The 22,647-nt window shown below is 68.8% G+C and carries 24 protein-coding genes; 7 read left to right on the forward strand and 17 right to left on the reverse strand.

What is annotated here, in order from left to right; genetic code table 11:
* Window positions 1–4 precede the first annotated feature (4 nt).
* On the reverse strand, window positions 5–1,027 hold the full coding sequence (locus U9J39_RS02135; protein WP_326346411.1) for an AraC family transcriptional regulator: 1,023 nt from the start codon (window positions 1,025–1,027) through the stop codon (window positions 5–7).
* A gap of 530 nt (window positions 1,028–1,557) precedes the next feature.
* Between U9J39_RS02135 and U9J39_RS02140 the strand changes: the two genes are divergently transcribed.
* Window positions 1,558–2,142: a hypothetical protein gene (locus U9J39_RS02140; RefSeq protein WP_115713952.1), complete on the forward strand. Its 585-nt coding sequence runs from the start codon at window positions 1,558–1,560 to the stop codon at window positions 2,140–2,142.
* 87 nt (window positions 2,143–2,229) lie between these two features.
* Here U9J39_RS02140 and U9J39_RS02145 read toward each other — a convergent pair whose 3' ends face one another.
* The gene (locus U9J39_RS02145) at window positions 2,230–2,538 is read right to left on the reverse strand and encodes an H-NS histone family protein (RefSeq protein WP_111516681.1); all 309 of its coding nucleotides are present in this window, start codon (window positions 2,536–2,538) and stop codon (window positions 2,230–2,232) included.
* A 326-nt stretch (window positions 2,539–2,864) separates the two neighbouring features.
* Between U9J39_RS02145 and U9J39_RS02150 the strand changes: the two genes are divergently transcribed.
* Complete coding sequence (locus U9J39_RS02150) at window positions 2,865–3,275, forward strand: VOC family protein (RefSeq protein ID WP_115682378.1); 411 nt, start codon at window positions 2,865–2,867, stop codon at window positions 3,273–3,275.
* 146 nt (window positions 3,276–3,421) lie between these two features.
* On the opposite strand, the gene U9J39_RS02155 is transcribed toward U9J39_RS02150, so the two are convergent.
* On the reverse strand, window positions 3,422–4,825 hold the full coding sequence (locus U9J39_RS02155) for an NCS2 family permease (protein WP_326346412.1): 1,404 nt from the start codon (window positions 4,823–4,825) through the stop codon (window positions 3,422–3,424).
* Window positions 4,826–5,293: 468 nt separating this feature from the next.
* On the opposite strand from U9J39_RS02155, the gene U9J39_RS02160 reads away from it, so the two are divergent.
* Window positions 5,294–5,503 carry a hypothetical protein gene (locus U9J39_RS02160; RefSeq protein WP_115713949.1) on the forward strand — a complete coding sequence of 70 codons (210 nt, stop codon included), beginning with the start codon at window positions 5,294–5,296 and terminating at the stop codon, window positions 5,501–5,503.
* Window positions 5,504–5,519: 16 nt separating this feature from the next.
* Here the strand turns inward: U9J39_RS02160 and U9J39_RS02165 are convergent, their stop codons facing one another.
* Entirely contained in the window at window positions 5,520–6,143 is a 624-nt protein-coding gene (locus U9J39_RS02165) for an N-acetyltransferase (protein ID WP_116313961.1), read from the reverse strand.
* A gap of 577 nt (window positions 6,144–6,720) precedes the next feature.
* On the opposite strand from U9J39_RS02165, the gene U9J39_RS02170 reads away from it, so the two are divergent.
* Together U9J39_RS02170 and U9J39_RS02175 are read left to right on the forward strand one after the other, a co-directional pair.
* The gene (locus U9J39_RS02170; RefSeq protein WP_326346413.1) at window positions 6,721–7,878 is read left to right on the forward strand and encodes a glycosyl hydrolase; all 1,158 of its coding nucleotides are present in this window, start codon (window positions 6,721–6,723) and stop codon (window positions 7,876–7,878) included.
* 29 nt (window positions 7,879–7,907) lie between these two features.
* Entirely contained in the window at window positions 7,908–8,168 is a 261-nt protein-coding gene (locus tag U9J39_RS02175; RefSeq protein ID WP_115713946.1) for a MoaD/ThiS family protein, read from the forward strand.
* Between the two features lie 7 nt (window positions 8,169–8,175).
* Here the strand turns inward: U9J39_RS02175 and U9J39_RS02180 are convergent, their stop codons facing one another.
* The 8 genes from U9J39_RS02180 to U9J39_RS02215 are packed head-to-tail and all read right to left on the reverse strand — an operon-like array spanning window position 8,176 to window position 15,435.
* Complete coding sequence (locus tag U9J39_RS02180; RefSeq protein WP_240987780.1) at window positions 8,176–8,439, reverse strand: gamma-butyrobetaine hydroxylase-like domain-containing protein; 264 nt, start codon at window positions 8,437–8,439, stop codon at window positions 8,176–8,178.
* Window positions 8,440–8,447: 8 nt separating this feature from the next.
* Entirely contained in the window at window positions 8,448–9,446 is a 999-nt protein-coding gene (locus tag U9J39_RS02185) for a HEAT repeat domain-containing protein (RefSeq protein ID WP_326346414.1), read from the reverse strand.
* Between the two features lie 26 nt (window positions 9,447–9,472).
* Window positions 9,473–10,279 carry an ABC transporter ATP-binding protein gene (locus U9J39_RS02190; RefSeq protein ID WP_116313964.1) on the reverse strand — a complete coding sequence of 269 codons (807 nt, stop codon included), beginning with the start codon at window positions 10,277–10,279 and terminating at the stop codon, window positions 9,473–9,475.
* Window positions 10,276–11,121 carry an ABC transporter permease gene (locus U9J39_RS02195; RefSeq protein WP_116313965.1) on the reverse strand — a complete coding sequence of 282 codons (846 nt, stop codon included), beginning with the start codon at window positions 11,119–11,121 and terminating at the stop codon, window positions 10,276–10,278. Before U9J39_RS02195 ends, U9J39_RS02190 begins: the two co-directional genes overlap by 4 nt.
* Before the next feature lie 14 nt (window positions 11,122–11,135).
* On the reverse strand, window positions 11,136–12,557 hold the full coding sequence (locus tag U9J39_RS02200; protein ID WP_116313966.1) for an ABC transporter substrate-binding protein: 1,422 nt from the start codon (window positions 12,555–12,557) through the stop codon (window positions 11,136–11,138).
* A 40-nt stretch (window positions 12,558–12,597) separates the two neighbouring features.
* A complete protein-coding gene (locus tag U9J39_RS02205) occupies window positions 12,598–12,843 on the reverse strand; it encodes a 4Fe-4S dicluster domain-containing protein (RefSeq protein WP_115682390.1) in 246 nt (81 codons plus the stop codon).
* Window positions 12,844–12,856: 13 nt separating this feature from the next.
* Window positions 12,857–14,635 (reverse strand): fumarate reductase/succinate dehydrogenase flavoprotein subunit, encoded by a 1,779-nt coding sequence (locus U9J39_RS02210; RefSeq protein ID WP_326346415.1) that lies wholly within the window; start codon window positions 14,633–14,635, stop codon window positions 12,857–12,859.
* On the reverse strand, window positions 14,632–15,435 hold the full coding sequence (locus U9J39_RS02215; protein WP_115714306.1) for a GntR family transcriptional regulator: 804 nt from the start codon (window positions 15,433–15,435) through the stop codon (window positions 14,632–14,634). The genes U9J39_RS02210 and U9J39_RS02215 overlap by 4 nt, the downstream gene beginning before the upstream one ends.
* A gap of 297 nt (window positions 15,436–15,732) precedes the next feature.
* Between U9J39_RS02215 and U9J39_RS02220 the strand changes: the two genes are divergently transcribed.
* Entirely contained in the window at window positions 15,733–16,710 is a 978-nt protein-coding gene (locus U9J39_RS02220; protein WP_326346416.1) for a chemotaxis protein, read from the forward strand.
* A gap of 323 nt (window positions 16,711–17,033) precedes the next feature.
* On the opposite strand, the gene U9J39_RS02225 is transcribed toward U9J39_RS02220, so the two are convergent.
* On the reverse strand, window positions 17,034–17,690 hold the full coding sequence (locus U9J39_RS02225) for a peroxiredoxin (protein WP_062803652.1): 657 nt from the start codon (window positions 17,688–17,690) through the stop codon (window positions 17,034–17,036).
* Between the two features lie 103 nt (window positions 17,691–17,793).
* Entirely contained in the window at window positions 17,794–18,231 is a 438-nt protein-coding gene (locus U9J39_RS02230; protein WP_116313969.1) for a universal stress protein, read from the reverse strand.
* A gap of 215 nt (window positions 18,232–18,446) precedes the next feature.
* Here U9J39_RS02230 and U9J39_RS02235 point away from each other — a divergent pair, with 215 nt between their 5' ends.
* A complete protein-coding gene (locus U9J39_RS02235) occupies window positions 18,447–20,132 on the forward strand; it encodes a SulP family inorganic anion transporter (RefSeq protein WP_326346418.1) in 1,686 nt (561 codons plus the stop codon).
* 2 nt (window positions 20,133–20,134) lie between these two features.
* On the opposite strand, the gene U9J39_RS02240 is transcribed toward U9J39_RS02235, so the two are convergent.
* From U9J39_RS02240 to U9J39_RS02250, 3 genes are all read right to left on the reverse strand, one after another.
* Window positions 20,135–20,329 carry a ribbon-helix-helix domain-containing protein gene (locus tag U9J39_RS02240; protein ID WP_018006421.1) on the reverse strand — a complete coding sequence of 65 codons (195 nt, stop codon included), beginning with the start codon at window positions 20,327–20,329 and terminating at the stop codon, window positions 20,135–20,137.
* 168 nt (window positions 20,330–20,497) lie between these two features.
* On the reverse strand, window positions 20,498–21,616 hold the full coding sequence (locus tag U9J39_RS02245; protein WP_115682396.1) for a dihydrolipoamide acetyltransferase family protein: 1,119 nt from the start codon (window positions 21,614–21,616) through the stop codon (window positions 20,498–20,500).
* A 45-nt stretch (window positions 21,617–21,661) separates the two neighbouring features.
* Window positions 21,662–22,639 (reverse strand): alpha-ketoacid dehydrogenase subunit beta, encoded by a 978-nt coding sequence (locus tag U9J39_RS02250; RefSeq protein ID WP_115713934.1) that lies wholly within the window; start codon window positions 22,637–22,639, stop codon window positions 21,662–21,664.
* Between the last annotated feature and the right edge of the window lie 8 nt (window positions 22,640–22,647).

Raw genomic sequence — 22,647 nt, forward strand, 5'->3', positions numbered from 1 at the left:
CGCGCTACGCCGCCGGCTGCGGCGCGGCCGTGGCGTGGCGCCGGTAGTCGCCCGGCGTCATGCCGGTCCAGCGGCGGAACGCGCGGAAGAACGAGTTGGCATCGTCGAAGCCGAGCCGGAACGCGATCTCGCCGAGCGACATCGCGCCTTCGCTCAGGTAGTGGCCGGCCAGGTCGCGCCGCGCGTCTTCGCACAGCGTGCGGAAGCTGGTGCCGGCGGCCATCAGCCGGCGCTGCAAGGTGCGCTCGCTGATGTCGAGGTGGCGCGCCACCGCGGCCAGGCTCAGGGCGCGATCGCCGGCCAGCTGCTGCAGGGCGCTGCGCACATCGCCCAGCGATGCCGCGGCGGGCCGCAGGTCGCGGCTGGCGGCGGGCGCCGCCGGGCTGGAGCGGTCGCGCGCCATCAGCCGCAGCGCCAGGTCGCGGCGGCCGAACACGATCGCGTCTTCGGGCTCGCCAAAGCGCACCGGGCAGTCGAAGGCCTCGGTATAGCGCAGGTGCCAGGCCGGCTGGCCAATGCGCAGCGACACCCGCAGCGGATGCAGCGGCTTGCGCGTGAAGCGCCGGCCGAAGGCCAGCAGCGAGCACAGCTCCATGTCGATGCGCGGCCGGCTGTCGGGCGCCTCGGGATCGCTCGGGCGGATGCAGACCCAGGCTTCGTCGCCCTGGCGGCGCAGCTCGACACGATCGCCGGCCAGCAGCTTTTGGTAGCGCGCGATGCGCCGCAGGGCGGTGCCCAATGACGGGCCGGCCATCGCGGGCAGGCCGGCCAGGCCGAGCAGGTCGGGCGGCATCCGGCTGCCCAGCCACAGTCCGATGGCGGGGTCGCCGGTGGCGTGATAGACGGCCAGCAGCAGGTGGATGGCCTGTTGCGGGTCGGCCGCATGCGCGGCGGGTTGGTGGTCGCAGGAGTCGGAGTCGGATTCCGGGGCAGGCGCGAGTGCCGATACGTCGTAACCGCCTTCACGCAGCGCGTGCAGCAGGTCACGAGGCAACGGCCCGGCCTGGATAGGCTCTTGTTGTGGCATCGTCGTTTTCTGGCTGGCAAGGTGGCGCAATTGCGCCCGTGCAGCCCCCGGTACGAAAGAGATTACGCGGTGACGATGGCCCCTTCAAGGGCGCGGGGCGGCCGGAAGTGTGTGCCAGGCAGCTTAACGGACGCTCAGGAAGGCATCCCTGGATGCCAGGCGACAGGGAGGGCCGCGCCGCTGCTGGCCTGGCGGGTCGCTGCAACCCGTTGCTTAAATTTTGGGCAGTCCGGTGCGGTGGCGCACAGACCGGGGTTTTCGGACAGGTCACGGCAGGATATCCACAGATTCTGTGGATATCACGTCGAAGTTTTCAACATGGGTTTGTGCGGCTGCCGGCGGACGTCGGAAGCGGGTATGCTGGGCCGGTTTGACTGCATGGCGGGGCTCCTGCGGCGCCGGCGGCCACCGGCGGTGGGGGTCGGCCTCGGCGCGATCGGGTCGCATCCATGCGCCATTTCGCATCATCGTGCCGCCAACGCTGCACCAGGCCCGGCATCCCCCTTTCGCGAGTCAACCTGCCCGCTGCCATGCGCCATGACCGGTCGTTCGCCTTCCCGCCCCGCCTTGCCGTGTTGCCGCTGCTTGCCGCCGCCGTGACGCTGTCGGGCTGCGTGGCGCAATACCGGGTACCTGCCGGTGCGCCGTCCGCCAGCGTGCGGCTGATGACCAGCACCGATGAAAACACCTCGTTCACCGTCGTCGATCCGGCCAGATGCCCGGATCCGGCCCGGCCGCTGGTGCTGGCGGGGATGGGCAGGCAGTTGTCGGCGATGGGAAGGGAGCGCGGCCTGGACATGGCCGGGCGTTCGCCGGAGCCGGCCGCGCGCACGCGTGAGCGACTGGTCGAGGCGGGCCGGCGCATCTATGTGGCGGTGACGTCGGCGGCTGCGCCGCCGCTGCCCGAGATGCGCTGCGCCGCGGGCGTGTCGTTCGTGCCGGTGGCCGGCGCGCAGTACGAGATCCGCTACCAGCGGGACGAGACCGCCAGCCAGTGTTCGGCGCGAATCCTGCGCCTGCAGCCGCTGGCCGACGGCGGCGCGCGCCTGACGGCCGAGCCGACGCAGCAGGGTTTCAGGGCGCTGCGAAAGGATTATGTCTGCCAGGCGTTGTGAAACCCGTCCGGGCCCCCCGGCTGCGGACGGGTTGGCGGGGCAGCGGGCAACCGGCGCGGCCCGCTGAGCCCCGACGGCAGGGCTGGCTTACTGCTCGATCAGGAAGCGCTCCGGACGCTTGCCCAGCCAGGCCGGCGCCCGGCCGCGGCCCGACCAGGTCTTGCCGGTCTTGGGGTCCATGTACTTGGGGGGCAGGGCGGCGGCAGTCTTGCGCGCGCTGCTGCCGGCGGGACGGCCGCGCTTGCGCCGCGGCAGGATGTCTTCCGCGGTCAGGCCATATTCGGTCATCAGTTCGCGGATTTTATCGATCACGCCCGCCACTTCGTTCGCGCGCACTTCATTCAGCTTGGCTTCCAGCGCTTCCTTCTCAGCCAGGAGTTGCTTGTATGTCGCCATTTATATCCCCTTTCTGCAATTAGGCCGCTGCATGGTACTAGAAATTCAGGTGTCAGGGCACCTGAAAAAATTTTACAAAAAATAACGCAGATTGCACGGACAGATTGTCGGGGCGCTGGTCGGCATCATTGTCTCGCCGAATGCAGGAACCATTGCCGCTTCCATGGCTGCGACATTGCCCCAGCCAATGGTCGTTTTGCAGTGCGGGTTTCCATTTTCTTGCCCTCATTCCGGGCCAATCGAAATACGCGCGCCGCCCGGCTTTAGCGCCTAGACTGTTTGTCTGCGCCCCGCGCAGTGCCACGCCACGACTACCGGAGCCCCCCATGAGTCAGCAGATCTTTGTCAATTTACCCGTGCGCGACCTGCAAAAGTCGATTGCCTTCTTTACCCAGCTGGGCTTTTCCTTCAATCCGCAATTTACCGACGATACCGCGACCTGCATGATCGTCGGCGAGAACATTTTTGTGATGCTGCTCACTGAAGCCAAGTTCCGCAGCTTCTCGCCCAATGACATCTGCGATGCGCGCAAAGCCACCGAAGTGCTGGTTTGCCTGTCGATGGAAACCCGCGCCCGCGTCGATGAAATGGTCAATGCCGCGGTGCTGGCGGGGGGCAATACCTACAAGCCGCCAATGGATCTGGGCTTTATGTATGGCCACGGCTTCCAGGACCTCGACGGCCATGTCTGGGAGCTGGTGTACATGGATGTGGCGGCAATGCAGGCGTCGCAGTGAACGCGCCATCGCGCCGGGCCCGGGCCAAAAAAAACAGCCCGGGAAAGCAGGAAGCCCGGGCTTGAAATCCACCTGGATCGCGGTGGAGGAGACATCTGGTTGTCAGCGTCCCGGCAACGTCCGGGACGCGCTCATGCGCAGCGTGGTCAGATCGCCCAGCCGCCGGCGTAGAACGCAGCCAGCACCACCGCGATGGCCACGGTGCCGAGATTGAGCTTGCGCCATTCGCCGGCCACCATGCGGCCCACCACCAGGGTGCAGAAGCCGAGCATGATGCCGGTCACGATATTGCAGGTCAGCACGATGAACACGGCGCAGACCAGGCCGGCCAGTGCATCGACCAGGTCATCCATGTGCAGGCGGCTGACGCTCGACAGCATCAGCAGGCCGACGTACATCAGCGCGGGCGCGGTGGCGTAGGACGGCACCAGCGCGGCCAGCGGCGAGAAGAACATCACCGCCACGAACAGCAGGCCCACCACCACCGCGGTCAGGCCGGTCTTGGCGCCGGCGGCGACGCCGACGGTCGACTCGATATAGGCCGCGGCCGGGGCGCCGCCGAACATGCCCGAGAAGATCGAGCTGACCGAGTCCGCGGTCAGCGCGCGCCCGCCGTTGTGGATATGGCCGGCGGCATTGAGCTGCCCGGCCTGCCCGGCGACCGCGCGGATGGTGCCGGTGGCGTCGAACACCGCGGTCATCACCAGTGCCAGCACGCTCGGCAGCACGGCGGCGGTGAGCGCGCCGCGCACGTCCATGGCGCCGATCAGCGACTCGTGGCCCGGTGCGCTCAGCGACGGCAGCGCGAACACGCCGGTGAACTTCACCGCCGGATCGAAGGCCAGGCCCAGCGCCGAGATGGCGATGATGACCAGCAGGATCCCGCCCGGCACCTTGCGGCGCTCGAGCCCGAAAATTGCGGCCAGGCCCAGCACCGACATCACCACCGGGAACGAGGTGATCTTGCCCAGCGCCACCGGCAGGCCGGCATGCGTGTTCTTGACCACCAGCCCGACTTCATTCGAGGCGATCAGCAGCAGGAACAGGCCGATGCCGATGCCGGTGCCGTGCGCGACGCCGGCCGGCAGGTTGCGCAGGATCCAGGAGCGCACGCCGGTGACCGAGATCGCGGTGAAGATCAGGCCCATCAGGAACACCGCGCCGAGCGCCACCGCCGGCGACAGGCCCTGGCCCAGCACCAGGCCAAAGGCCATGAACGCGGTCAGCGAGATGGCGCAGCCGATGGCGATCGGCAGCTTGGCCCACAGGCCCATCAGCAGCGAGCCGAAGGCCGTGGTCAGGCACACCGCGACGAAGACCGCGCTGGTATCGAAGCCAGCCTTGCCCAGCATGCCCGGCACGACGAAGACGGCGTAGACCATCGCCATGAAGGTGGTGACGCCGGCCACCACTTCCTGGCGCTGCGTGCTGCCGCGCGCGGTGATCTCGAAGAAGGCATCGAGCCGGCCTTTGACTTCCGGCACATTGGGGGCGTGGGGGCGTGCGGGATCGGCCTCCGCCGCGGACGACGGATAGGGTTGTTCGATCATGATGGGCTGTCTCCTTGCGGGCGCTGCAACGTCCGTCGTGCGGAACGTCGTCAGACGGTCTCACGTGGTTCTGGTCTGGGCTGGAGGCGGAAATCCTGGCCAACCCCGCTGTTATCGGTGTGCCGCTTGTCGGTGCCTTCTGTGGGCGTGATCCGGGCAAGGCTGAAGGCTAGGTGAGGCGGCGCCGGCCATCATCACCGGCGCTCAATGCGCGGCATGTGCGACGGAGAATATCGAATGTGATGCGTGAGTATCTCTTGGCGGTGAGGGCGCTTCAGGTGGCGTTTTCGGCCGCTGCCATTATCAGGCGCCGCATATACGGCCTATAGGGAATGACCCGGATGCCCGGCGGTCGACTTCTCTATACTAGGGATAACCCTGAATCGTCTCGAGATCCGGGCCGAATCCCGGCCAGAAGTGCTTCACGAGACGCTAAACCTGTTTCCCAACCGGAAAGGAAGAATCGCCATGCAAGCACTCGCCGACACCCTCTATCGCCAGCCCGCCCAGCCGAAGTCCGCGCAGCCTGGCGCCGCGGAGCCGGCGCGCGATGTCGCCTATTACGCCCGCATGGGCGGCGGCCAGTCGCTGGCCGCGCGCGTGCGCGCCTACTTTGCGCAGGGCTGGGCGCTGTACGCCGCCAATGCCCGCGAGGCTGCGCCGATCCGCTGGCTGTAAAGTCCCGCGCGCCGCGTCAGTACATGCCGGTGCGGGCCATGAACGCCTCCAGCGTCCAGCCGCGCCCGAGCAGCAGCATGCGCGTATGCAGGCCGTCGCGCGTGGCGGCATCGACGTCATCGCCGAGCCACGTCAGCGTCTTGCTGCGCAAATCCACATAGCCCATGGCGTAATCGGAGGCCAGTGCCTGCCATAGCGCGTGGGCGCCCGCAGACTGCCGCGCGCCGCTCAGCAGGCATAGCCCGCCGTCCAGCGCCCATCGATAGAGCGCCCGCGCCAGCCCCCGGCGCTGGAAAGCGGGCGCAAACTTGCTATGCGGCGCCCGCACCCACGGATCGGCCCGGCGGCCGACTTCGATCAGCCGGTTGAAGACGGTATAACCGGCCAACCGGCGCTGCATCACGTCTTCCACATACACGTAGTACTCGCCGTCCGCCTCGCGGTAGCGCAGGCGCAGGCCGGGCGCGCCCGCCGGCAGGGCGGGCATCGCATGGAGGCGATCGCCCGGCCGGCCGATGCGGCCATGCAGGGCATCGAGTTCGCGCTCGATCTCGGCGGGGGCCAGTTCAACGTCGATGCGCAGTTCGAGCGCGCGCGGCAGCGCCGGCGCCGGCAGGCGCAGGGCATGGAAATTCGCCATGGCAGTCTCGCCCGCTCAGGAATTGAGGAGCAGGTAGAGCGCGGCGAGCGCCACCATGGCGCAGAAGGTATGGCGGTAGAGCGGTGACATGTCTGGCTTTCTCCTGGCTGCATGATCGAGCGGGTGCCGGATGGCATCCGCGACATGGGCCGTGCGGGAAAGCTCAGGGCTGGAGGGTGGCGCCTCGAACTGCCCGCACGGCCAGGAAAAGCACGGCGCGGCGGACCGGGTTGCAGGCGGGGAAGTGCCTGGCCAGGTCAGGGGCAAGGCCTTGCTGCGCGGCGCGCGCGCGCACGCCTGCCGCCGGCTGGGCCGGGCGGTTCAGGGTGGCGAAACGGGCGAAGCAAGGCATGGAGGGTGGGGGCGCGAGGGTGCGAAGGAACATTGCTTATGCCACACTTCATCGGGAATGTCCAGCCAAGTCGCCGGCTTCCGCCGTGAACTCCGTTCTACTTCGAACGCCCGCGGGCGGCTGACAGCGCGCGGGGATGGGCTGTCGCCATCGTTCATTGTGAACACTGTCTACATGTACTAGACTCGGAAACATCGTTCACCCGGCCTTCTTGCAGGAGCCAAGATGACGACTTCCCCCACCCCCGAAACGGACACCGGCCCGGTCCGGCTGCTGGTGGCCACCACCAAGGGCGCCTGGTTCCTGACCAGCGACGCCACGCGCCGCGGCTGGCAGATCGACGGTCCGACCTTCCTTGGCCATACCATCCACCACATCGTGCAGGACCCGCGCGACCCGTCGCGCCTGCTGATGGCGGCCCGCACCGGCCACCTCGGCCCGACCGTGTTCCGCTCCGCCGACGGCGGCCGCAACTGGACCGAGGCGGCCCGCCCGCCCGCGTTCGACAAGGTGCCCGAGGGCGAGAGCGGCCGCGTGGTCGACCACGTGTTCTGGCTCACCCCCGGCCATGCCAGCGAGCCCGGCACCTGGTACGCCGGCACCTCGCCACAGGGGCTGTTCCGCAGTGCTGACCATGGCGCGACCTGGGAGCCGGTGCGCGGCTTCAACGATCATCCGATGTGGCGCGCCTGGACCGGCGGCGAGCAGGACGGCACCCCCGACGGTCCCAAGCTGCATTCCGTGCTGGTCGATCCGCGTGATGCGCGCCACCTGTATATCGGCATGTCCAGCGGCGGCGTGTTCGAGAGCACCGACGCCGGCGCCGACTGGAAGCCGCTGAACCGCGGCAGCATCGCCAATTTCCTGCCGGACCCCAACCCGGAGTACGGCCAGGACCCGCACTGCGTGCTGCAGCATCCCGCCAATCCGGACATCCTGTACCAGCAGAACCATTGCGGCATCTACCGGATGGACCGCCGCGAAGGCGTGTGGAAGCGGATCGGCGAGGCGATGCCGGCCGAAGTCGGCGATATCGGCTTCCCGATCGTGGCGCACCGCCGCGACCCGCGCACGGTGTGGGTGTTCCCGATGGATGGCAGCGACGTGTGGCCGCGCGTGAGCCCGGGCGGCCGGCCCGCCGCCTATGTCACGCGCGATGGCGGCGAGACCTGGCAGCGCCAGGACCGCGGCCTGCCCGCCGAACAGGGCTGGTTCACGGTCAAGCGGCAGGCCATGGCCACCGACGGCCATGCTCCGGTGGGCGTGTACTTCGGCACCACCGGCGGCGAGCTGTGGGCCAGCGCGGACGAAGGCGAGGCCTGGCAATGCATCGCCCGCAACCTGCCGCAGATCTACGCGGTCAGCGTGGCGCGTCCGGCCTGAGCGCCGGCCACCGCGCCGGAGGATTTAACATGCAGGTCCGTATCGCGACGCCGCTGTTTTCCTATACCGGACAGCGCGAATATGTCGAGGGCCACGGCGCCAGCATTGCCGAGTTGCTCGACGACCTCGACCGCCAGTTTCCCGGCATGCGTTTTCGCATCGTCGACGAGCAGGGCAAGCTGCGGCCGTATATCCGCGTCTTCGTCAATCGCGCACAGCTGATGCGGCTGGATGCGCCGTTGCAGGAGACCGACGAGGTGCATATCCTGCAGGCGCTGGCAGGCGGGTGAAACCCGGCTATAGCGCCTGCAGGTACTGCCATGGGTAGATGCCGCGGTCGTGCCCGTCGCTGAACACGATCTGCACGCCGTAGCCCATGTCCCCGAGGGCGACGATTTGCAGGTCGTGCATGCCGCCCTCAGCCGGCTTGCCGCGGCAGGCGGCGCAGCGGCATGCCGCGCGCAATCGGGCCGGGTCCAGCGACTGGCGCTGTCCGTCCGGCCAGCAGATGCGCAGCGCGCCTTCGCTGCGCGACAGCTCCAGGCGCGTGGGGATGACCATGCCGCTGCTCATGCCGGTCCCGGCGGCGAGCCGATCTGCGCCAGCGCGATGCGCGCGGCCTTGCGTACCTCCGGATCGGCATCGTCCGCCGCAACGGTCAGGGCCGGAAGCGCCGCCGTATCCTGCAGGTTGCCCAGCGACAGCGCGGCCTCCTTGCGCAGGTTGCTGATGGCGTGGGTCAGTTGCACTGTCAGCGGCGCCGTCGCGGCGCGATCGCGCAGCTTGCCGAGGGCCCTGGCGGCCTGCAGGCGGACTTGCCAGTAGGGGTCTTCCAGCGCCTCGATCAACGGGCGCACGGCGTCGGGGAATTTCAGTTTTCCCATGGTCCGCGCAGCTTCTTCCCGCACCTGCCAGGCCCTGTCGCGCAGGGCCGCAAGCAAGGCGTCGCATGCCGACGGGTCGGCTGCCAGGCCAAGGGCCCCGGCGGCGGCGCGCCGTACGTCGGTGTCGGTGTCGCCGGTGGCGGCCCGGGCCAGCGCCGGCAAGGCTTCGTTGCGCTTGAGCCAGCCCAGCACGGCCACGGCTTCGCGCCGCACCGGCGCGGCCGCATCGGACAGCGCGGCCATGGCCGCATCGAAGCCTGGCGCATGGCGCAACTCGCGCAGGCCGCGCCACGCGGCCGCGCGGACAAAGGGGTCTTGGTGCGTGACCCACGGCAGCAGGGCGGCGCCGGAAGCGGGGTCTTTCAGTTCTGACAGCCCTTGCGCCGCGGCGTCCGCCACTTCGCGGCCGGGATCGGCCAGGGCGGCGGCCAGGGCCGGCACGACCTCTGCCTGTTCCCAGCTGGCCAGCGTGCGCGCGGCTTCGGCGCGCACGGTCTCGGCGGGGTCGGATTGCAGCCGCTGCAGCAGCAGCGGCACGCCGTCCTCGTCCTCCAGGTCGGCTAGTTGCAGCACGGCCACGCGGCGCACGGCGGGGTCGGGGTCGGCCAGGCGCAGCGCCAGCGCGCGGATGGCGGGATCGAGGTCAGGCAGGGAGGGGTCAGGCAAAGCGCAATCGTGCGGCATGGATGGCAGTCGGGTCGATATGGCAGTCAGGCGGCAGTCGCGAGCGCGCCGGCCTGGGTGTGGTCATGGAGCAGGTCGCGGCAGCGGCGCTTGAGCCGGATGAAATCGTCATCGGTCATCAGCTCGGCGCGGCGGGGCCGCTCGAAGGGGATGGCGATGTCTTCCAGGATGCGTCCGGGCCGCTGCGACATCACCAGCACCCGGTCTGCGAGAAACAACGCCTCGTCGATGTCATGGGTGACAAAGACCACGGTGGTGCGCACCTGCGTCCAGATGTCGAGCAGCAGCGCCTGCATGTGGGCGCGGGTCTGCGCGTCGAGCGCGCCGAAGGGCTCGTCCATCAGCAGCACGCGCGGCCGGTTGATCAGCACGCGCGCGATCTCCACGCGCTGCTGCATGCCGCCCGAGAGCTCGGCCGGATATCGCCGCGCGAAACTGCCCAGCCCGACCAGGTCCAGCAGGGCCTGCGCCTCGCGCTTGCGCGCGGCGGCGGCAACGCCCTGCATCTTCAGGCCGAAGCCGACGTTGTCGAGCACGCGCTTCCACGGGAACAGCGAGTGCTGCTGGAACACCAGCCCGCGCTCCGGGGCGGGGTCGCGCACGGGCGCCCCGTCGAGCAGGATCTCGCCCGCCGCCGCCGGCAGGTGGCCGGCGATAGCGCCCAGCAGCGTGGATTTGCCGCAGCCCGACGGCCCCAGGATGCAGACGAACTGCCCCGCGGGAATGTCGATGGAAAGCTGGTGCACGGCGGTAAAGCCGGACTCGCCGTGGCCCAGCGCCACGTCCAGGCCGCGCACCTGCAAGCGGCCCGCGCGGATCGGTTGGCTCGTCATGCACGCACCTGCTGCAGGCGGGTCCATGGCATCAGCCACGCGCCGGTTCGCTTGATCAGTGCGCTGCTGCCCATGCCGAAGGCGCCGATCAGCAGCATGCCGACGACGATGTCGGCATAGTTCTGCAGGTTGTAGGCCTCCCACGTGTAGTAGCCAATGCCGTACTGGCCCGCGATCATCTCGGCGGTGACCAGGCAGAACCAGGACGTGCCCATGCCGATCGCAAGGCCCGTGACAATGCTGGGCAGCGCCGCCGGCAGCAGCACTTCGGGGAAGAGCGTCCAGCGGCGCGCGCCCAGGCTGCGCGCCGTGGCGATCAGGCGGGGATCGGTACGCTCCACGCCGTGGATGGTGTTGAGCAGGATCGGAAAGAGCGCCCCGATAAAGGTGATGAAGATCATGCTCAGCTCCGACGAGGGGAACATCAGGATTGCCAGCGGAATCCACGCCACGCCCGGGATCGGGCGCAGCACCTCCAGCGGCGGCAGCAGCAGGTCTTCCAGCCAGCGCGAGCGGCCGATTGCCATGCCGAGCACGATGCCCGCCACGGCCGCCGTGCCGAAGCCGGCAAACACGCGGTAAAGGCTGTTGCCCAGGTGCAGCACCAGCTTGGGCGACTGCAGCAACTGCCAGGCCGCGGGCACCACGTCGCTGGGCGCCGGCACGTTGGCGAACGTGACAATGCCAAGATGGGCCCGGTGCGACGAAGCCAGTTGCCACAGCACGATGCAGGCCGCCAGCGCGGCCAGGCGCACCAGCCAGCGCGCCAGCCGCTCGCGTGCCGCGCCCGGCGCGGCCGGCGCCACCGGGGGCGCCCCGGCTTCAAGCGTGATTGCGGTCATCGCTGCGCTCCGCGTCAGTTGCTGGCGACGGCAACGGCTGCGCCGCTGACCGCGGCGAAGTCGCGCACATTGCCACCATTGGCCTTGGCCCAGCCATCGGCGGAGCCCTTGAGCAGGAAGGCGCTGACCTGTCCCTTGCCGTCCTGCACGTACCACGCCTTGTTCGCCAGCAGCTTCAGGCCGGTATTGCGGTCATGCACATACAGCACGCGCGCCTGCCTGCCCTCCTTTGCAGCCTGCCTGAGCGCGGCGAACGCTGCCGCCGGCGAGGCATAGGCGCGCACCCTGGGCTCGCCGCGCAGCCAAAGTTGCGCGGCCAGCTTCGGTTCCGCGATGGGCTTGCCGCTGCCCGCGTCCCTGGCGGCGAGGGGCTGCTTGTCGTAGGCCTTCAGGCGCGCCTCATAGTCCAGGCCCTCGAGCCTGAAGGCTTCGCGGATGTAGCGGTCGTCGATCACGGTGTCGGCGCTCAGGTCGGCATCGGTACGCTTGAGCAGCTTCAGCGTCTCGATCGAGGTCTGCAGCGCCTGGCGGTATTCCGGCTTCCAGGTGTAGTCGCGGTTCTGCAGGCCGAGCGGGCCGTGGAACAGGTAGTCCACCTCGGCGTCGATGCCGGTCACCCTGGCAATCAGTTCGCTGTATTTCTCGGGCTCGGCCGCCATCAGCCGGTCGGCCTCGATGGCGGCGCGCAGGTACGCCACCACGATCTCCGGATACTTCTGCGCATAGTCCGCGCTCACCAGCGCGCCGTGGAAGGTGGGCGCCTCGGCCTGCGAGCCGTCATAGATCTTGCGGGCAAAGCCGCGGAAGGCGAACAACTCGGGGAACGGCACGAAGTTGGCATGGCCGTCGACCTTGTGCGCCTGCAGCGCCGAGCCGCCGACCTCGGGCGACTGCGACACCAGCGTCACGTCCTTGTCCGGGTCCCAGCCCTGGCGCTTGATCGCGCGCAGCAGCATGCCGTGCGCGGTCGAGCCGAACGGTACCGAGATGGTCTTGCCCTTGAGCTCCGCCAGCGACTGGACCGGGGAATCGGTGGGGACCACGATGCCGTTGCCGGTGCCGATCGCATTGCCCGACAGGGGCGCGATAAACAGGCTCTTCTTGCCGGCCTTCTGGAAGGCCGCGGCATTGAGCGAGCCGGGGAAATCCGCCATGGCGCCGAGATCGAGCTTGTCCGCCACCATCTCGTTGGTCAGCGGCGGGCCGGAGGTGAAGTTCTTCCATTGCACGTCGTAGGTGACGTCCTTGTACTTGCCGGTGCGTGGCAGGTATTTGTCGAGCAGCTTCAGTTCGCGAATCAGCAGGCCGCCGGTGGCGCAGTTGATGGTGGTGTCCTGCGTGCCGATGGCGACACGGATGGTCTCGGCGCTGGCTGCGCCGCCCAGGCTGGCGGCGGCCAGCGCGAGGAACAGGTGGAGGCTGGTGGAGGCTTTCATGGGGTTATCTCTGTGGTGCTGTGGTCATGAAGCGGGGCCATCAACGCAGCAGGTACGGGATCTCGACCCGGACCGCGCCCGTCGGGCAATCCTTCTCGCAAGGCATGCAGTACCAGCACTCGTCGAACTGCATATAGGCCTTGCCCTTGGCCAGGTCGATAGCCAGCAGGTCCATCGGGCAGACATCGACGCAGACCGTGCAGCCCTTGTCGGCAATGCATTTGTCTTCGTCGATGGTGACGGGTGCGCTGCTGCGCTGGGTGATTTCATGCGGGGTGTAGGCCATGGCGTGGGTTCCTTCAGGCGGCAGCCAGGGTGGCCGGTCCGGACATTGCGGCCGTGGCGGCCGGGGCGGGAGCGTGGCCGCGGCCGACGCGCAGCCGCTGGTAGGCGGTGGCGTCGTCGCCTTCCACCGGCACGATGTACGGTTCGATCTCGCGCTTGTGGCTGACCATGCGCCCGGCGTGATCCTTGCTGAGGTGCGTATGGCAGAACCATTCGGCGTCATTGCGCTGCGGATAGTCGACGCGATGGTGGTAGAGGCCCCAGCGGCTCTCGGTGCGAAACAGCGAGGCACGTGCCGCCATCTCCGCGCAGTCGCGGATCGCCATCACCTCGACCGCGCGCATCAGCTCGTGCGGATTGGCGGCGCGGATCTGGCCGATGTCCTCGGCGATGGCATCGAAGCGCTGCAGGCCGATTTCCATCTTGCGCGTGACCTTGGGCGGCTGCAGGTAGTCGTTGACCATGCGGCGCAGCTTGTATTCCACCTGCGCGGGCGGCAGGCCGCTCGCGCGGGCCAGCGGTGCGAACACGCGCGCGCGCTCCGCCCCGACCTGGGCCGCATCGGCTTCCGGCAGGGCGCGGCCCGCAACGTAATCGGCGGCGTTCTGCCCGGCAAACCAGCCATAGGTGAAGGCGCCCAGCATGTAGTTGTGAGGCACCGCGGCCATGTCGCCGGCGGCATAGAGGCCCGGCACGGTGGTCTCGGCGCGCTCGTTCACATGCACGCCGGAAGCACTGTGGCCGCTGCAGAAGCCGATCTCGGAGATATGCATCTCGACCATCTGCTTGCGGTAGTCGGTGCCGCGCCCGGCGTGGAACTGTCCGCGGCTGGGGCGTTCGTTGGTGTGCAGGATGGTCTCGATGGTCTGGATGGTTTCTTCGGCCAGGTGGTCCAGCTTCAGGAACACCGGGCCGTTGCCGCCTTGCAACTCCTGGTAGAACTCCCACATCATCTGGCCGCTCCAGTAGTCGCATTCGATAAAGCGCTCGCCCTTGCCGTTGGCGGTATAGCCGCCCAGCGGGCCGGTTACGTAGGCGCAGGCCGGCCCGTTGTAGTCCTTGATCAGCGGATTGATCTGGAAGCACTCCAGGTTGGCCAGCGCCGCGCCGGCGTGATAGGCCATGGCGTAGCCGTCGCCGGCATTGGTGGGGTTCTCGTAGGTGCCCATCAGGTAGCCGGACGCGGGCAGGCCCAGGCGGCCGGCGGCGCCGCAGCACAGGATCACGGCGCGGGCGCGGATCACGTGGAAGTCCGCGGTGCGGCAGTCAAAGCCCATCACGCCGCTGGCGGCGCCGCTGGCGTCGGTCAGCACGCGCGTGGCGACGATGCGGTTGGTGATCTCCACCCGCGCGCGCTTGAGCTGGCGGTACAACACCTTCTTGACGTTATGTCCTTCCGGCATCGGCAGCACGTAAGAGCCCATGTGATGGACCTTTTTCACTGCGTAGTCGCCGGTCTCGTCCTTCTCGAACCGCACGCCCCAGCGGTCCAGTTGCTCGATGGTGGCGAAGCTGTGGCGCGCGTAGGCATAGACGGTGGACTGGTCGACGATGCCGTCGTTGGCCACGGTGATCTCGCGCGTGTACTGCTCGGGGGTGGCGTGGCCGGGGATCACGGCGTTGTTGAGCCCGTCCATGCCCATCGAGATGGCGCCGCTGCGCTTGACGTGCGCCTTGTCGAGCAGCAGCACGCGCAGCGCGGGATTGCGTTCCTTGGCCTTGATCGCGGCCATCGGGCCGGCGGTGCCGCCGCCGACGACAACGATGTCGTATTCGTGAGTCAGGGTGTTCATGCGGAGGGCTTCCCCTTGCTGGCTGGTTTGCGGGGCCGCGCGCGGCCTGCGGTGTGGTTGACGTTGGTGGCGGGCGCCGCCTTGTGCCGGTCTGCACGCAGCCGGTACTGGAACGCGTCGCCGCGGAAGTAGAGGAACTCGTAGTCGATCGGCGTGCCTTGCGCGTCGTGGGTCAGGCGTTCGATGCGCAGCACCGGCGCACCGTCCTGGATGCGCAGCGCCCGGGTCAGGTCGTCGTCGGCGAGGATCGCGTCGACGCTCAGGTCGGCATGGCCGAGCTTTACGCCGCAGTCGTTTTCCAGGATCAGGAAGATGTCGCGCGTGGCGAGGTCGGCATTGAGCAGGCGGCGGCCGACGGCCTCCGGCACCCAGGTCAGCTCCAGCGACACCGGTTCGCGGTTGAGCAGGCGCACGCGCCGGATCTCCACCACCGGGTCGCCTTCGCGCAGACCCAGTTGCGCGGCAACGTGACGGCTGGCGGGCACGCTTTTGCAGCTGCGCACCTGGTTCAGGATCTCATAGCCCATGCTCGACATCGCTTCGGCAAAGCCTTGCAGCGAAGTCACGTTCTGGAAGGCGCGGGGCCTGGAGACGAAGGTGCCCTTGCCATGGATCCTGAAGATCAGGCCCTCTTTCTGCAGGTCGCCCAGCGCCTGGCGCACGGTGATGCGGCTGGCGCGGAAGCTCTCGCCGAGCTCGCTCTCCGACGGCATCTGGTGGTGCGGCGGATAGGTGCCGTCGAGGATGCGGGCGCGCAAGGCATCCTTGATCTGCGTGTAGAGCGGCAGCGGGATCGGCATGGTGGCCGGCAATGCCGTGGCGCCGAGGGTGGGTACCGCGTTGGTCCGGGAGGTCATCGGATCGACATAGCGTGTTATGACAAGTTGGGAATCACTATATGGACGACGCCGTGCCGGAGGAACGAAGCAATCCGGATATGCAAGGATGAAATCCGAACTTGCGCTGGCTGCGCCACTCAACTCCCGATGCCGCTCGCCGATATCCAGTCATGAACCCTGCCGTGCGCCATCCGCCGCGGCCGCGGGCAGATGACAATGATGGCGGCAACACACACACGCACGGCACGGGAGCAACGCATGAGCAGTTCCATGAGGGACATCGACGAACGGACTAACCTCACCAACAACAACCAGTTCGAGCTGCTGCTGTTCCGGCTCGGCGAGGCGGAGCATTCCGGCCAGTCGGAGCTGTTCGGCATCAATGTCTTCAAGGTGCGCGAGATCCTGGTGATGCCGCCGGTGACGACCGTGGTCGGTGCCGGCCCGTCGATCCTGGGCATGGCCGATATCCGCGGCCAGGTGATTCCGGTGATCGACCTGCCGCGGCTGGTGGGTTGCAAGCCGCGCGGCGGCCTGGGCATCCTGCTGGTGACGGAATACGCCCGCTCGACCCAGGGCTTCGCGGTCGAGGCCGTCGAGGAAATCGTGCGGCTGGAATGGAACCAGGTGCATTCGGCCGAAGGCAGCGTGCGCACCGGCCATGTGACCAGCATCGCCAAGCTGGAAGGGGGCGCGGATGGCGCCGGGGGCAGTGCGGACGCGGCACGCCTGGTGCAGGTGCTCGACGTCGAGCAGATCCTGCGCGACGTGCTGCCGACGCGCCAGCCAGACGTGGATCCGGGCGAGGTCGGGCCGCAGCTGCAGCTGCGGCCGGGCGCCAGGGTGATCGCCGCCGACGACTCCGCGCTGGCGCGCGGGCTGATCGAGCAGGGCCTTAAGGCCCTGGGCGCGCCGGTGGTGATGACCAAGTCCGGCAAGGAAGCCTGGGAACTGCTGGACCGCATCGCGACCGAAGCCGCCAGCCAGGGCCGCCCGGTCCAGGACGACGTGGCGCTGGTGCTGACCGACCTGGAAATGCCCGAGATGGACGGCTTTACGCTGACCCGCAAGATCAAGGCCGACAGCCGGCTGAAATCGCTGCCCGTGGTGATTCATTCATCACTGTCGGGCGAGGCCAGCGCAGAACATGTGCGCAAGGTGGGGGCCGATGCCTATGTGGCCAAGTTCGTGGCCAAGGAGCTGGCCGACACCATCCGCGCGGTGCTGACCCGATAGGCACGCTGCCGCGGGTATGAGCGGCAGGCACAAAATGCAAGCGCCCGCAACCATTCCCGTACGCCGGTTGGTTGCCTATAAAACGGGCACTCCAGCGCGTTCCAGCACGGGCGCGCCCTTCGCGGTTGTCAAGAGGGGGGATATCCACTGTTCCTGTGGATATTTTCTGTGGACAAGTCGGAGCCGCCGGTGCCCTCCCGGCCGGCATCGCGCGATGCCGGCCGGGAAGCCCCAGCCGCGGCCCGGCGCGGGCTCCGCGCCGCCGCGCTCCCTGGTGCCGCCGCTCCTCGCTCTCCCTGTTCTCGCCTCCCTGCGTCGTTGCGCTACTTGGGCTGGGCCACCGTGCGCAGGTAGGGCTTCAGCGTCTTGAAGCCCTGCGGGTATTTCTTGCTGGCTTCCTCGTCCGAGACCGAGGTCGGGATGATGACGTCCTCGCCCGGCTTCCAGTTGACCGGCGTGGCCACGGTGTGCTTGGCGTTGAGCTGCAGCGAGTCAAGCAGCCGCAGCACCTCGTCGAAATTGCGTCCCGCGCTCATCGGGTACACCAGCATCGCCTTCACCTTCTTGTCGGGGCCGATGATGAACACCGAACGGATGGTGGCGTTGTCCACCGCGGTGCGCGGACCGCTGCCGCTGGCCTCCGGGTGGATCATGTCGTAGAGCTTGGCCACCTTCAGGTCGGCATCGCCGATCATCGGGTAGTTGACGGTACAGCCCTGCGTTTCCTCGATGTCCTTGACCCAGCGCTGGTGATCCCCCACCGGATCGATGCTCAGTCCGATGATCTTGGTATTGCGCTTGTCGAACTCGGGCTTGAGCCGGGCCATGTAGCCCAGCTCGGTGGTGCACACCGGCGTGAAGTCCTTGGGATGCGAGAACAGGATGGCCCAGCCGTCGCCGATCCACTCATGGAAGCTGATCTGGCCTTCCGTGGTGTCGGCGGTGAAATCAGGGGCTTGCTCGCCCAGTCGAATCGCCATGGTTGCGCTCCTTGCAGTTGGCATGGTTTGGAATCGCGCGTTGCCGCGCACTGTTGCCCGCTATCCCCGCTATCCCGCTACCCCGCCGTGGCGCTGTCTCCCGTCAGCGGAACACCAGCACCGGGATCGTGCTGTGGGTCAGCACCTTGTGCGTCTCGCTGCCGATCAGCAGCGCCTGCAGCCCGCGCTTGCCATGCGACGACATCACAATCAGGTCGCACTCGCGCTGCTGCGCGCACGCGATGATGGCCTGCCAGGGATGGTCGTCGGTGGCGGTGATGGTGTCGCAGGGCACGCCGGCCTGTGCCGCGCTGTGGCTGAGCGCGGCCAGGAAGGTGTCGGCGTGGCGCGCGGCTTCGGCGGCGAAGTTGCTCTTGGTGTCTTGCAGGCTGGTGAGCCGGTAGGTCAGCACGTGGTACTCGGGCAGCACATGCAACCCGGTCACGCGGGCGCCGATGCGGCTGGCGAATGCCATCGCGCGGCCCACCATGGCATCGGCGCGCGCGGAGCCGTCGGTCGGTACTAGGAGGTGCCTGTACATGATGAGCCTCCGCTTGCAAAAAGATACCGCGCCAGCCTGGCGCGTCCGCGCACTGGCGGGCGAGCCAATCCAGTATAGGAATTGCGCGGCATAAGGAACAGGACGCCCGGCGCCCCGGAGCGCGGCCGCCAATCCGGCCGGAGCCGGGGCAAGCATTAACATGCTGTTATCATTCGATTCACCTTTGCCCCCGCACCGATGGAAGGGACTGAAGCATGATTGCGCTACGCGAAGCCTGGCTGGCCGGATTGTTCCAACGCGGCAACTGGCTGCCGAACGTGGTGTCGGGCGTGATCGTCGGGGTGGTGGCGCTGCCGCTGGCGATGGCGTTCGCGATCGCCTCGGGCGCCAAGCCGGAGCAGGGCCTGTACACGGCCATCGTCGCCGGGCTGGCGGTGTCGCTGCTGGGCGGCAGCCGGCTGCAGATCGCCGGGCCCACCGGCGCCTTTATCGTGTTGCTGTCCGCGGTGACGGCGCGCCACGGCATCGACGGCCTGCAGATCGCCACGCTGATGGCGGGCCTGATCCTGCTGGCGATGGGGCTGACGCGGCTGGGCAGCGTGATCCGCTACATTCCCGCGCCGGTGATTGTCGGCTTCACCGCGGGCATCGGCGTGATCATCTTCGTTGGCCAATGGCGCGATTTCTTCGGGCTGCCACCGGTGGCCGGCGCGCATTTCCATGAAAAGCTCTGGCATCTGCTGCAGGCGCTGCCGCAATGGCACCCCGCCACCACCGCGCTGGCGCTGGGCAGCCTGGCGCTGGTGGTGGGCGCGCCGCGCGTGCGCTGGCTGCGGCGCGTGCCGGGGCCGCTGGTGGCGCTGGTGGCGGCCACCGCGGCGCAGGCGCTGTTCGGCTTCGACGGCGTGGCCACCATTGGCACGGCCTTCGGCGGCCTGCCGCGCGGCCTGCCGGTGCCGGCGCTGCCGGAGGTCACGCTGGCGCGCGTGCTGGAGCTGGCGGGGCCTGCCTTCACCATTGCCATGCTGGGCGCGATCGAGTCCCTGCTGTCGGCCGTGGTGGCCGACGGCATGGCGGGCACCCGGCACGACTCCAACCAGGAACTGGTGGGACAGGGCATCGCCAATGTGCTGGCACCGTTGTTCGGCGGGTTTGCCGCCACCGGCGCGATCGCGCGCACCGCCACCAATATCCGCAACGGCGGCAACAGCCCGCTGGCCGGCGTGGTGCATGCGCTCACGCTGGTGCTGGTGCTGCTGTTCCTGGCGCCGCTCGCGGCCAGCGTGCCGCTGGCCGCGCTGGCCGCGATCCTGTTCGTGGTGGCCTACAACATGAGCGAGATGCGCCAGTTCGCCCGCATGGTGCGGCGCGCGCCGCGCGCCGATGTCGCGATCCTGCTGATCACCTTTACGCTGACGGTGCTGACCGACCTGGTGGTGGCGGTCAATATCGGCGTGATCCTGGCCATGCTGCAGTTCCTGCGGCGCATGTCGGCATCGGTGGAAGTGGCACCCCAGGCCGCCGAGGCCGTCGCGCGCGAACTGGGTGATGCAGGCACCGGCGCGGGGGCGCCGATGCCGCCGGGCGTGATGGTCTATGTCATCGACGGTCCGTTCTTCTTCGGTGCCGTCGAAGCGTGCGAGCGTGCCCTGGTGCAGACCCATACCGAGCCGCGCGTGCTGCTGATCCGCCTGGGCCGCGTGCCCTTCATGGACATGACCGGGCTGCAGACGCTGGAGGCGGTGATCGTCACGCTGCAGAAGCGCGGCGTCGCCGTGGTGCTGGCCGAGGCCAACGCGCGGGTCCGGGAAAAGCTGGCGCGCGCCGGCGTGCTGGCGGCGCTGGGCGAGGGCAACTACGCGGATTCGCTGGCGCAGGCGGCGCAGCGCTGCGCCGTGCTGGCGGGAGAGGGGCGCGGCGAGGCCAGCGCCCCACGCTGAACTTACTTCTTCTGGCGCGTGCTGCCCGCCGGTTTGGGCTTGGTGGCGTAATCCACGCCATGCTGCGCCAGGTAATCGCGGATCAGCTGGCGCACCACCTGCGACGGCGTCAGGTCCTGCGCGGCGCACAGCGTTTCAAAGGCCTTCTTCTTGACCGGATCGATCAGGATGGTAAGGCGGGCGGTCTTGGATTCCATGAGGGTGTGCGGCGCTCCGGGCCGGAGATGGCGGCGGCGATTGGATGGGCATTATATACAGCGCTGCCGCGGGGCTTTAGCGGCCGTGTGCATGCTGGTGGCTTGCTCCCTCTCCCGCGTGCGGGAGAGGGAGCACACAGCTGGTGCTGGCAAAACCAGTAGTCTTCCCTATTCCGCCATCTCCAGATCCGCAATCACTGCCGCCAGGAACCGCGCCGCTTCCCCGCCCGTGACCACGCGGTGGTCGAAGGTCAGGCTCAGCGGCATGACCCGGTGCACCGCGGGCACGCCGCCGGCCGCGACCACTTCGTCGCGCACGCGCCCGGCGCCCAGGATCGCCACGGTGGGCGGCACCACGATCGGCGCCGCATAGCGCCCGGCGATCATGCCGAAGTTGGACAGCGTGATGGTGTTGCCGCGCATCTCCTCGGGGGCGATGGTGCGCGCGCGGATATCGGCGCGCATGCGGTCGAGCCCGCGGCGCAGGTCGGCGGCGTCGCGGTTGCCGACATCGCGCAGCACCGGCACGAACAGGCCCTCGGGCAGGTCGGCGGCAATGCCGACGTCGATCTTCTTCAGCACGTGGCGGCGCCCGGTCTGTCCTTCGTACCAGGCGTTGAGCCCGGGCTCGGCGCGGCAGCCGGCCACCAGCGCGCGCACCAGCCGGATGGTGACGTCGGCGCCGGCGTGCCAGGCGTGGATGTCGGCGTCGTCCATCACGGTGGCGGCGGCCACTTCCGCCTGCGCGCGCGCCATGTTCTGCGCCATCGCGCGGCGCACGCCGCGCAGTTCTTCCGGCGCGCCAAGATCCTTCAGCGTGGCGGCGACCCGTTCCACGTCGGCGGCGGTGACGATGCCCTCGGGGCCCGAGGCGGTCGCCATCGCCAGGTCCACGCCCAGCCGGCGCGCCAGCGCTCGTACCGCCGGCGTGGCCTTGACGCGCGCGGCCATGCCCGCCGCGGGCGCGGCCGTGCCGGGCGGCGCGGCTTCGCTGGCCACGTGCGTGCCGACCTGGACCGAGCCCACCACGGTGCCGGCGTCGGCATCCTCGCCGGCGCCCTCGAAGCCCACCAGCGGCGCGCCCAGGTGCACGATGTCGCCCGGCTGCGCAAACAGCTTGCCGATGCTGCCGGCATAAGGCGAGGGGATTTCGACGATCGCCTTGGCGGTCTCCACCGACAGCAGCGGCTGGTCGGCCGCCACCGTGTCGCCGGTCTTGACGTGCCAGGCCACGATCTCGGCCTCCTGCAGGCCTTCGCCCAGGTCGGGCAGCTTGAAGACTCGCATCGGTCCTCCTTGGCTAGCTTGAACGGTCCGGTTGCGGCCGGCGGCCTACGCCGCCAGCGCCCTGCGCGCGGCATCGACGATGCGCGCGACGCCGGGCAGGTAGGTGTACTCCAGCCGCGCCAGCGGCACCACGGTATCGAAGCCGGTCACGCGCTGCACCGGCGCGGCCAGCGAGTACAGCCCCGCATCGGCCAGCTGCGCCGCGATCTCGGCGCCGAAGCCGGCGGTGCGCGGTGCCTCGTGCACGATCACGCAGCGGCCGGTGCGCGAGACCGCCTCCAGGATGGTCTGCATGTCCAGCGGCTTGAGCGTGGCCACGTCGATGACGGTCGCGGTGACGCCTTCGGCGGCCAGCGCGTCGGCGGCGGCGAGGGTCTCCTGGACCATCGCGCCCCAGCTCACCAGCGTGATGTCGCTGCCTTCGCGCAGCGTGAAGCAGGTGTCGAGCGGCAGCGCCGCGCCGTCATCGGCCACCTCCTGGCGGAACAGCCGGTACAGCCGCGTGGGCTCGAGGAAGATGACCGGATCGGGATCGGCGATTGCCGCCAGCAGCAGCCCGTACGCGCGTGCCGGCGATGACGGCACCACCACGCGGATGCCCGGCATGTGCGCGAACATCGCCTCCGGGCTTTCGGAATGATGCTCGGGCGCGTGGATGCCCGCGCCGCACGGCGAGCGCACCACCAGCGGGCAGGCGAGCCGCCCGCGCGTGCGGTGCCGCATGCGCCCGGCGTGGTTGATGATGTGATCGACCGCCGGGTAGATAAAGCCGGTGAACTGGATCTCGGCCACGGGTTTGAGCCCCATCGCCGCCATGCCGATCGCCGCGCCGACGATGCCGCCTTCGGCCAGCGGCGTATCCATGACGCGCGCGGCGCCGAAGCGCGCCTGCAGGCCCACGGTGGCGCGGAACACGCCGCCGTTGACGCCGATGTCCTCGCCCAGCAGCAGCACATCGGGATCGTGGTCCAGCGCATGGGCCAGCGCCAGGTTGACTGCTTCGACCAGATTGATTTCCGCCATGGTTCGCT

It is taken from the genome of Cupriavidus sp. SS-3, assembly GCF_035818815.1.
Lineage (GTDB): Bacteria > Pseudomonadota > Gammaproteobacteria > Burkholderiales > Burkholderiaceae > Cupriavidus > Cupriavidus taiwanensis_C.

What these genes read in the sequence shown, in the direction of transcription:
- U9J39_RS02135 (WP_326346411.1), bottom strand. Translation starts at nt 1,027, where the DNA reads ATGCCACAACAAGAGCCTATCCAGGCCGGGCCGTTGCCTCGTGACCTG.
- U9J39_RS02140 (WP_115713952.1), top strand. Translation starts at nt 1,558, where the DNA reads ATGCGCCATGACCGGTCGTTCGCCTTCCCGCCCCGCCTTGCCGTGTTG.
- U9J39_RS02145 (WP_111516681.1), bottom strand. Translation starts at nt 2,538, where the DNA reads ATGGCGACATACAAGCAACTCCTGGCTGAGAAGGAAGCGCTGGAAGCC.
- U9J39_RS02150 (WP_115682378.1), top strand. Translation starts at nt 2,865, where the DNA reads ATGAGTCAGCAGATCTTTGTCAATTTACCCGTGCGCGACCTGCAAAAG.
- U9J39_RS02155 (WP_326346412.1), bottom strand. Translation starts at nt 4,825, where the DNA reads ATGATCGAACAACCCTATCCGTCGTCCGCGGCGGAGGCCGATCCCGCA.
- U9J39_RS02160 (WP_115713949.1), top strand. Translation starts at nt 5,294, where the DNA reads ATGCAAGCACTCGCCGACACCCTCTATCGCCAGCCCGCCCAGCCGAAG.
- U9J39_RS02165 (WP_116313961.1), bottom strand. Translation starts at nt 6,143, where the DNA reads ATGGCGAATTTCCATGCCCTGCGCCTGCCGGCGCCGGCGCTGCCGCGC.
- U9J39_RS02170 (WP_326346413.1), top strand. Translation starts at nt 6,721, where the DNA reads ATGACGACTTCCCCCACCCCCGAAACGGACACCGGCCCGGTCCGGCTG.
- U9J39_RS02175 (WP_115713946.1), top strand. Translation starts at nt 7,908, where the DNA reads ATGCAGGTCCGTATCGCGACGCCGCTGTTTTCCTATACCGGACAGCGC.
- U9J39_RS02180 (WP_240987780.1), bottom strand. Translation starts at nt 8,439, where the DNA reads ATGGTCATCCCCACGCGCCTGGAGCTGTCGCGCAGCGAAGGCGCGCTG.
- U9J39_RS02185 (WP_326346414.1), bottom strand. Translation starts at nt 9,446, where the DNA reads ATGCCGCACGATTGCGCTTTGCCTGACCCCTCCCTGCCTGACCTCGAT.
- U9J39_RS02190 (WP_116313964.1), bottom strand. Translation starts at nt 10,279, where the DNA reads ATGACGAGCCAACCGATCCGCGCGGGCCGCTTGCAGGTGCGCGGCCTG.
- U9J39_RS02195 (WP_116313965.1), bottom strand. Translation starts at nt 11,121, where the DNA reads ATGACCGCAATCACGCTTGAAGCCGGGGCGCCCCCGGTGGCGCCGGCC.
- U9J39_RS02200 (WP_116313966.1), bottom strand. Translation starts at nt 12,557, where the DNA reads ATGAAAGCCTCCACCAGCCTCCACCTGTTCCTCGCGCTGGCCGCCGCC.
- U9J39_RS02205 (WP_115682390.1), bottom strand. Translation starts at nt 12,843, where the DNA reads ATGGCCTACACCCCGCATGAAATCACCCAGCGCAGCAGCGCACCCGTC.
- U9J39_RS02210 (WP_326346415.1), bottom strand. Translation starts at nt 14,635, where the DNA reads ATGAACACCCTGACTCACGAATACGACATCGTTGTCGTCGGCGGCGGC.
- U9J39_RS02215 (WP_115714306.1), bottom strand. Translation starts at nt 15,435, where the DNA reads ATGCCGATCCCGCTGCCGCTCTACACGCAGATCAAGGATGCCTTGCGC.
- U9J39_RS02220 (WP_326346416.1), top strand. Translation starts at nt 15,733, where the DNA reads ATGAGCAGTTCCATGAGGGACATCGACGAACGGACTAACCTCACCAAC.
- U9J39_RS02225 (WP_062803652.1), bottom strand. Translation starts at nt 17,690, where the DNA reads ATGGCGATTCGACTGGGCGAGCAAGCCCCTGATTTCACCGCCGACACC.
- U9J39_RS02230 (WP_116313969.1), bottom strand. Translation starts at nt 18,231, where the DNA reads ATGTACAGGCACCTCCTAGTACCGACCGACGGCTCCGCGCGCGCCGAT.
- U9J39_RS02235 (WP_326346418.1), top strand. Translation starts at nt 18,447, where the DNA reads ATGATTGCGCTACGCGAAGCCTGGCTGGCCGGATTGTTCCAACGCGGC.
- U9J39_RS02240 (WP_018006421.1), bottom strand. Translation starts at nt 20,329, where the DNA reads ATGGAATCCAAGACCGCCCGCCTTACCATCCTGATCGATCCGGTCAAG.
- U9J39_RS02245 (WP_115682396.1), bottom strand. Translation starts at nt 21,616, where the DNA reads ATGCGAGTCTTCAAGCTGCCCGACCTGGGCGAAGGCCTGCAGGAGGCC.
- U9J39_RS02250 (WP_115713934.1), bottom strand. Translation starts at nt 22,639, where the DNA reads ATGGCGGAAATCAATCTGGTCGAAGCAGTCAACCTGGCGCTGGCCCAT.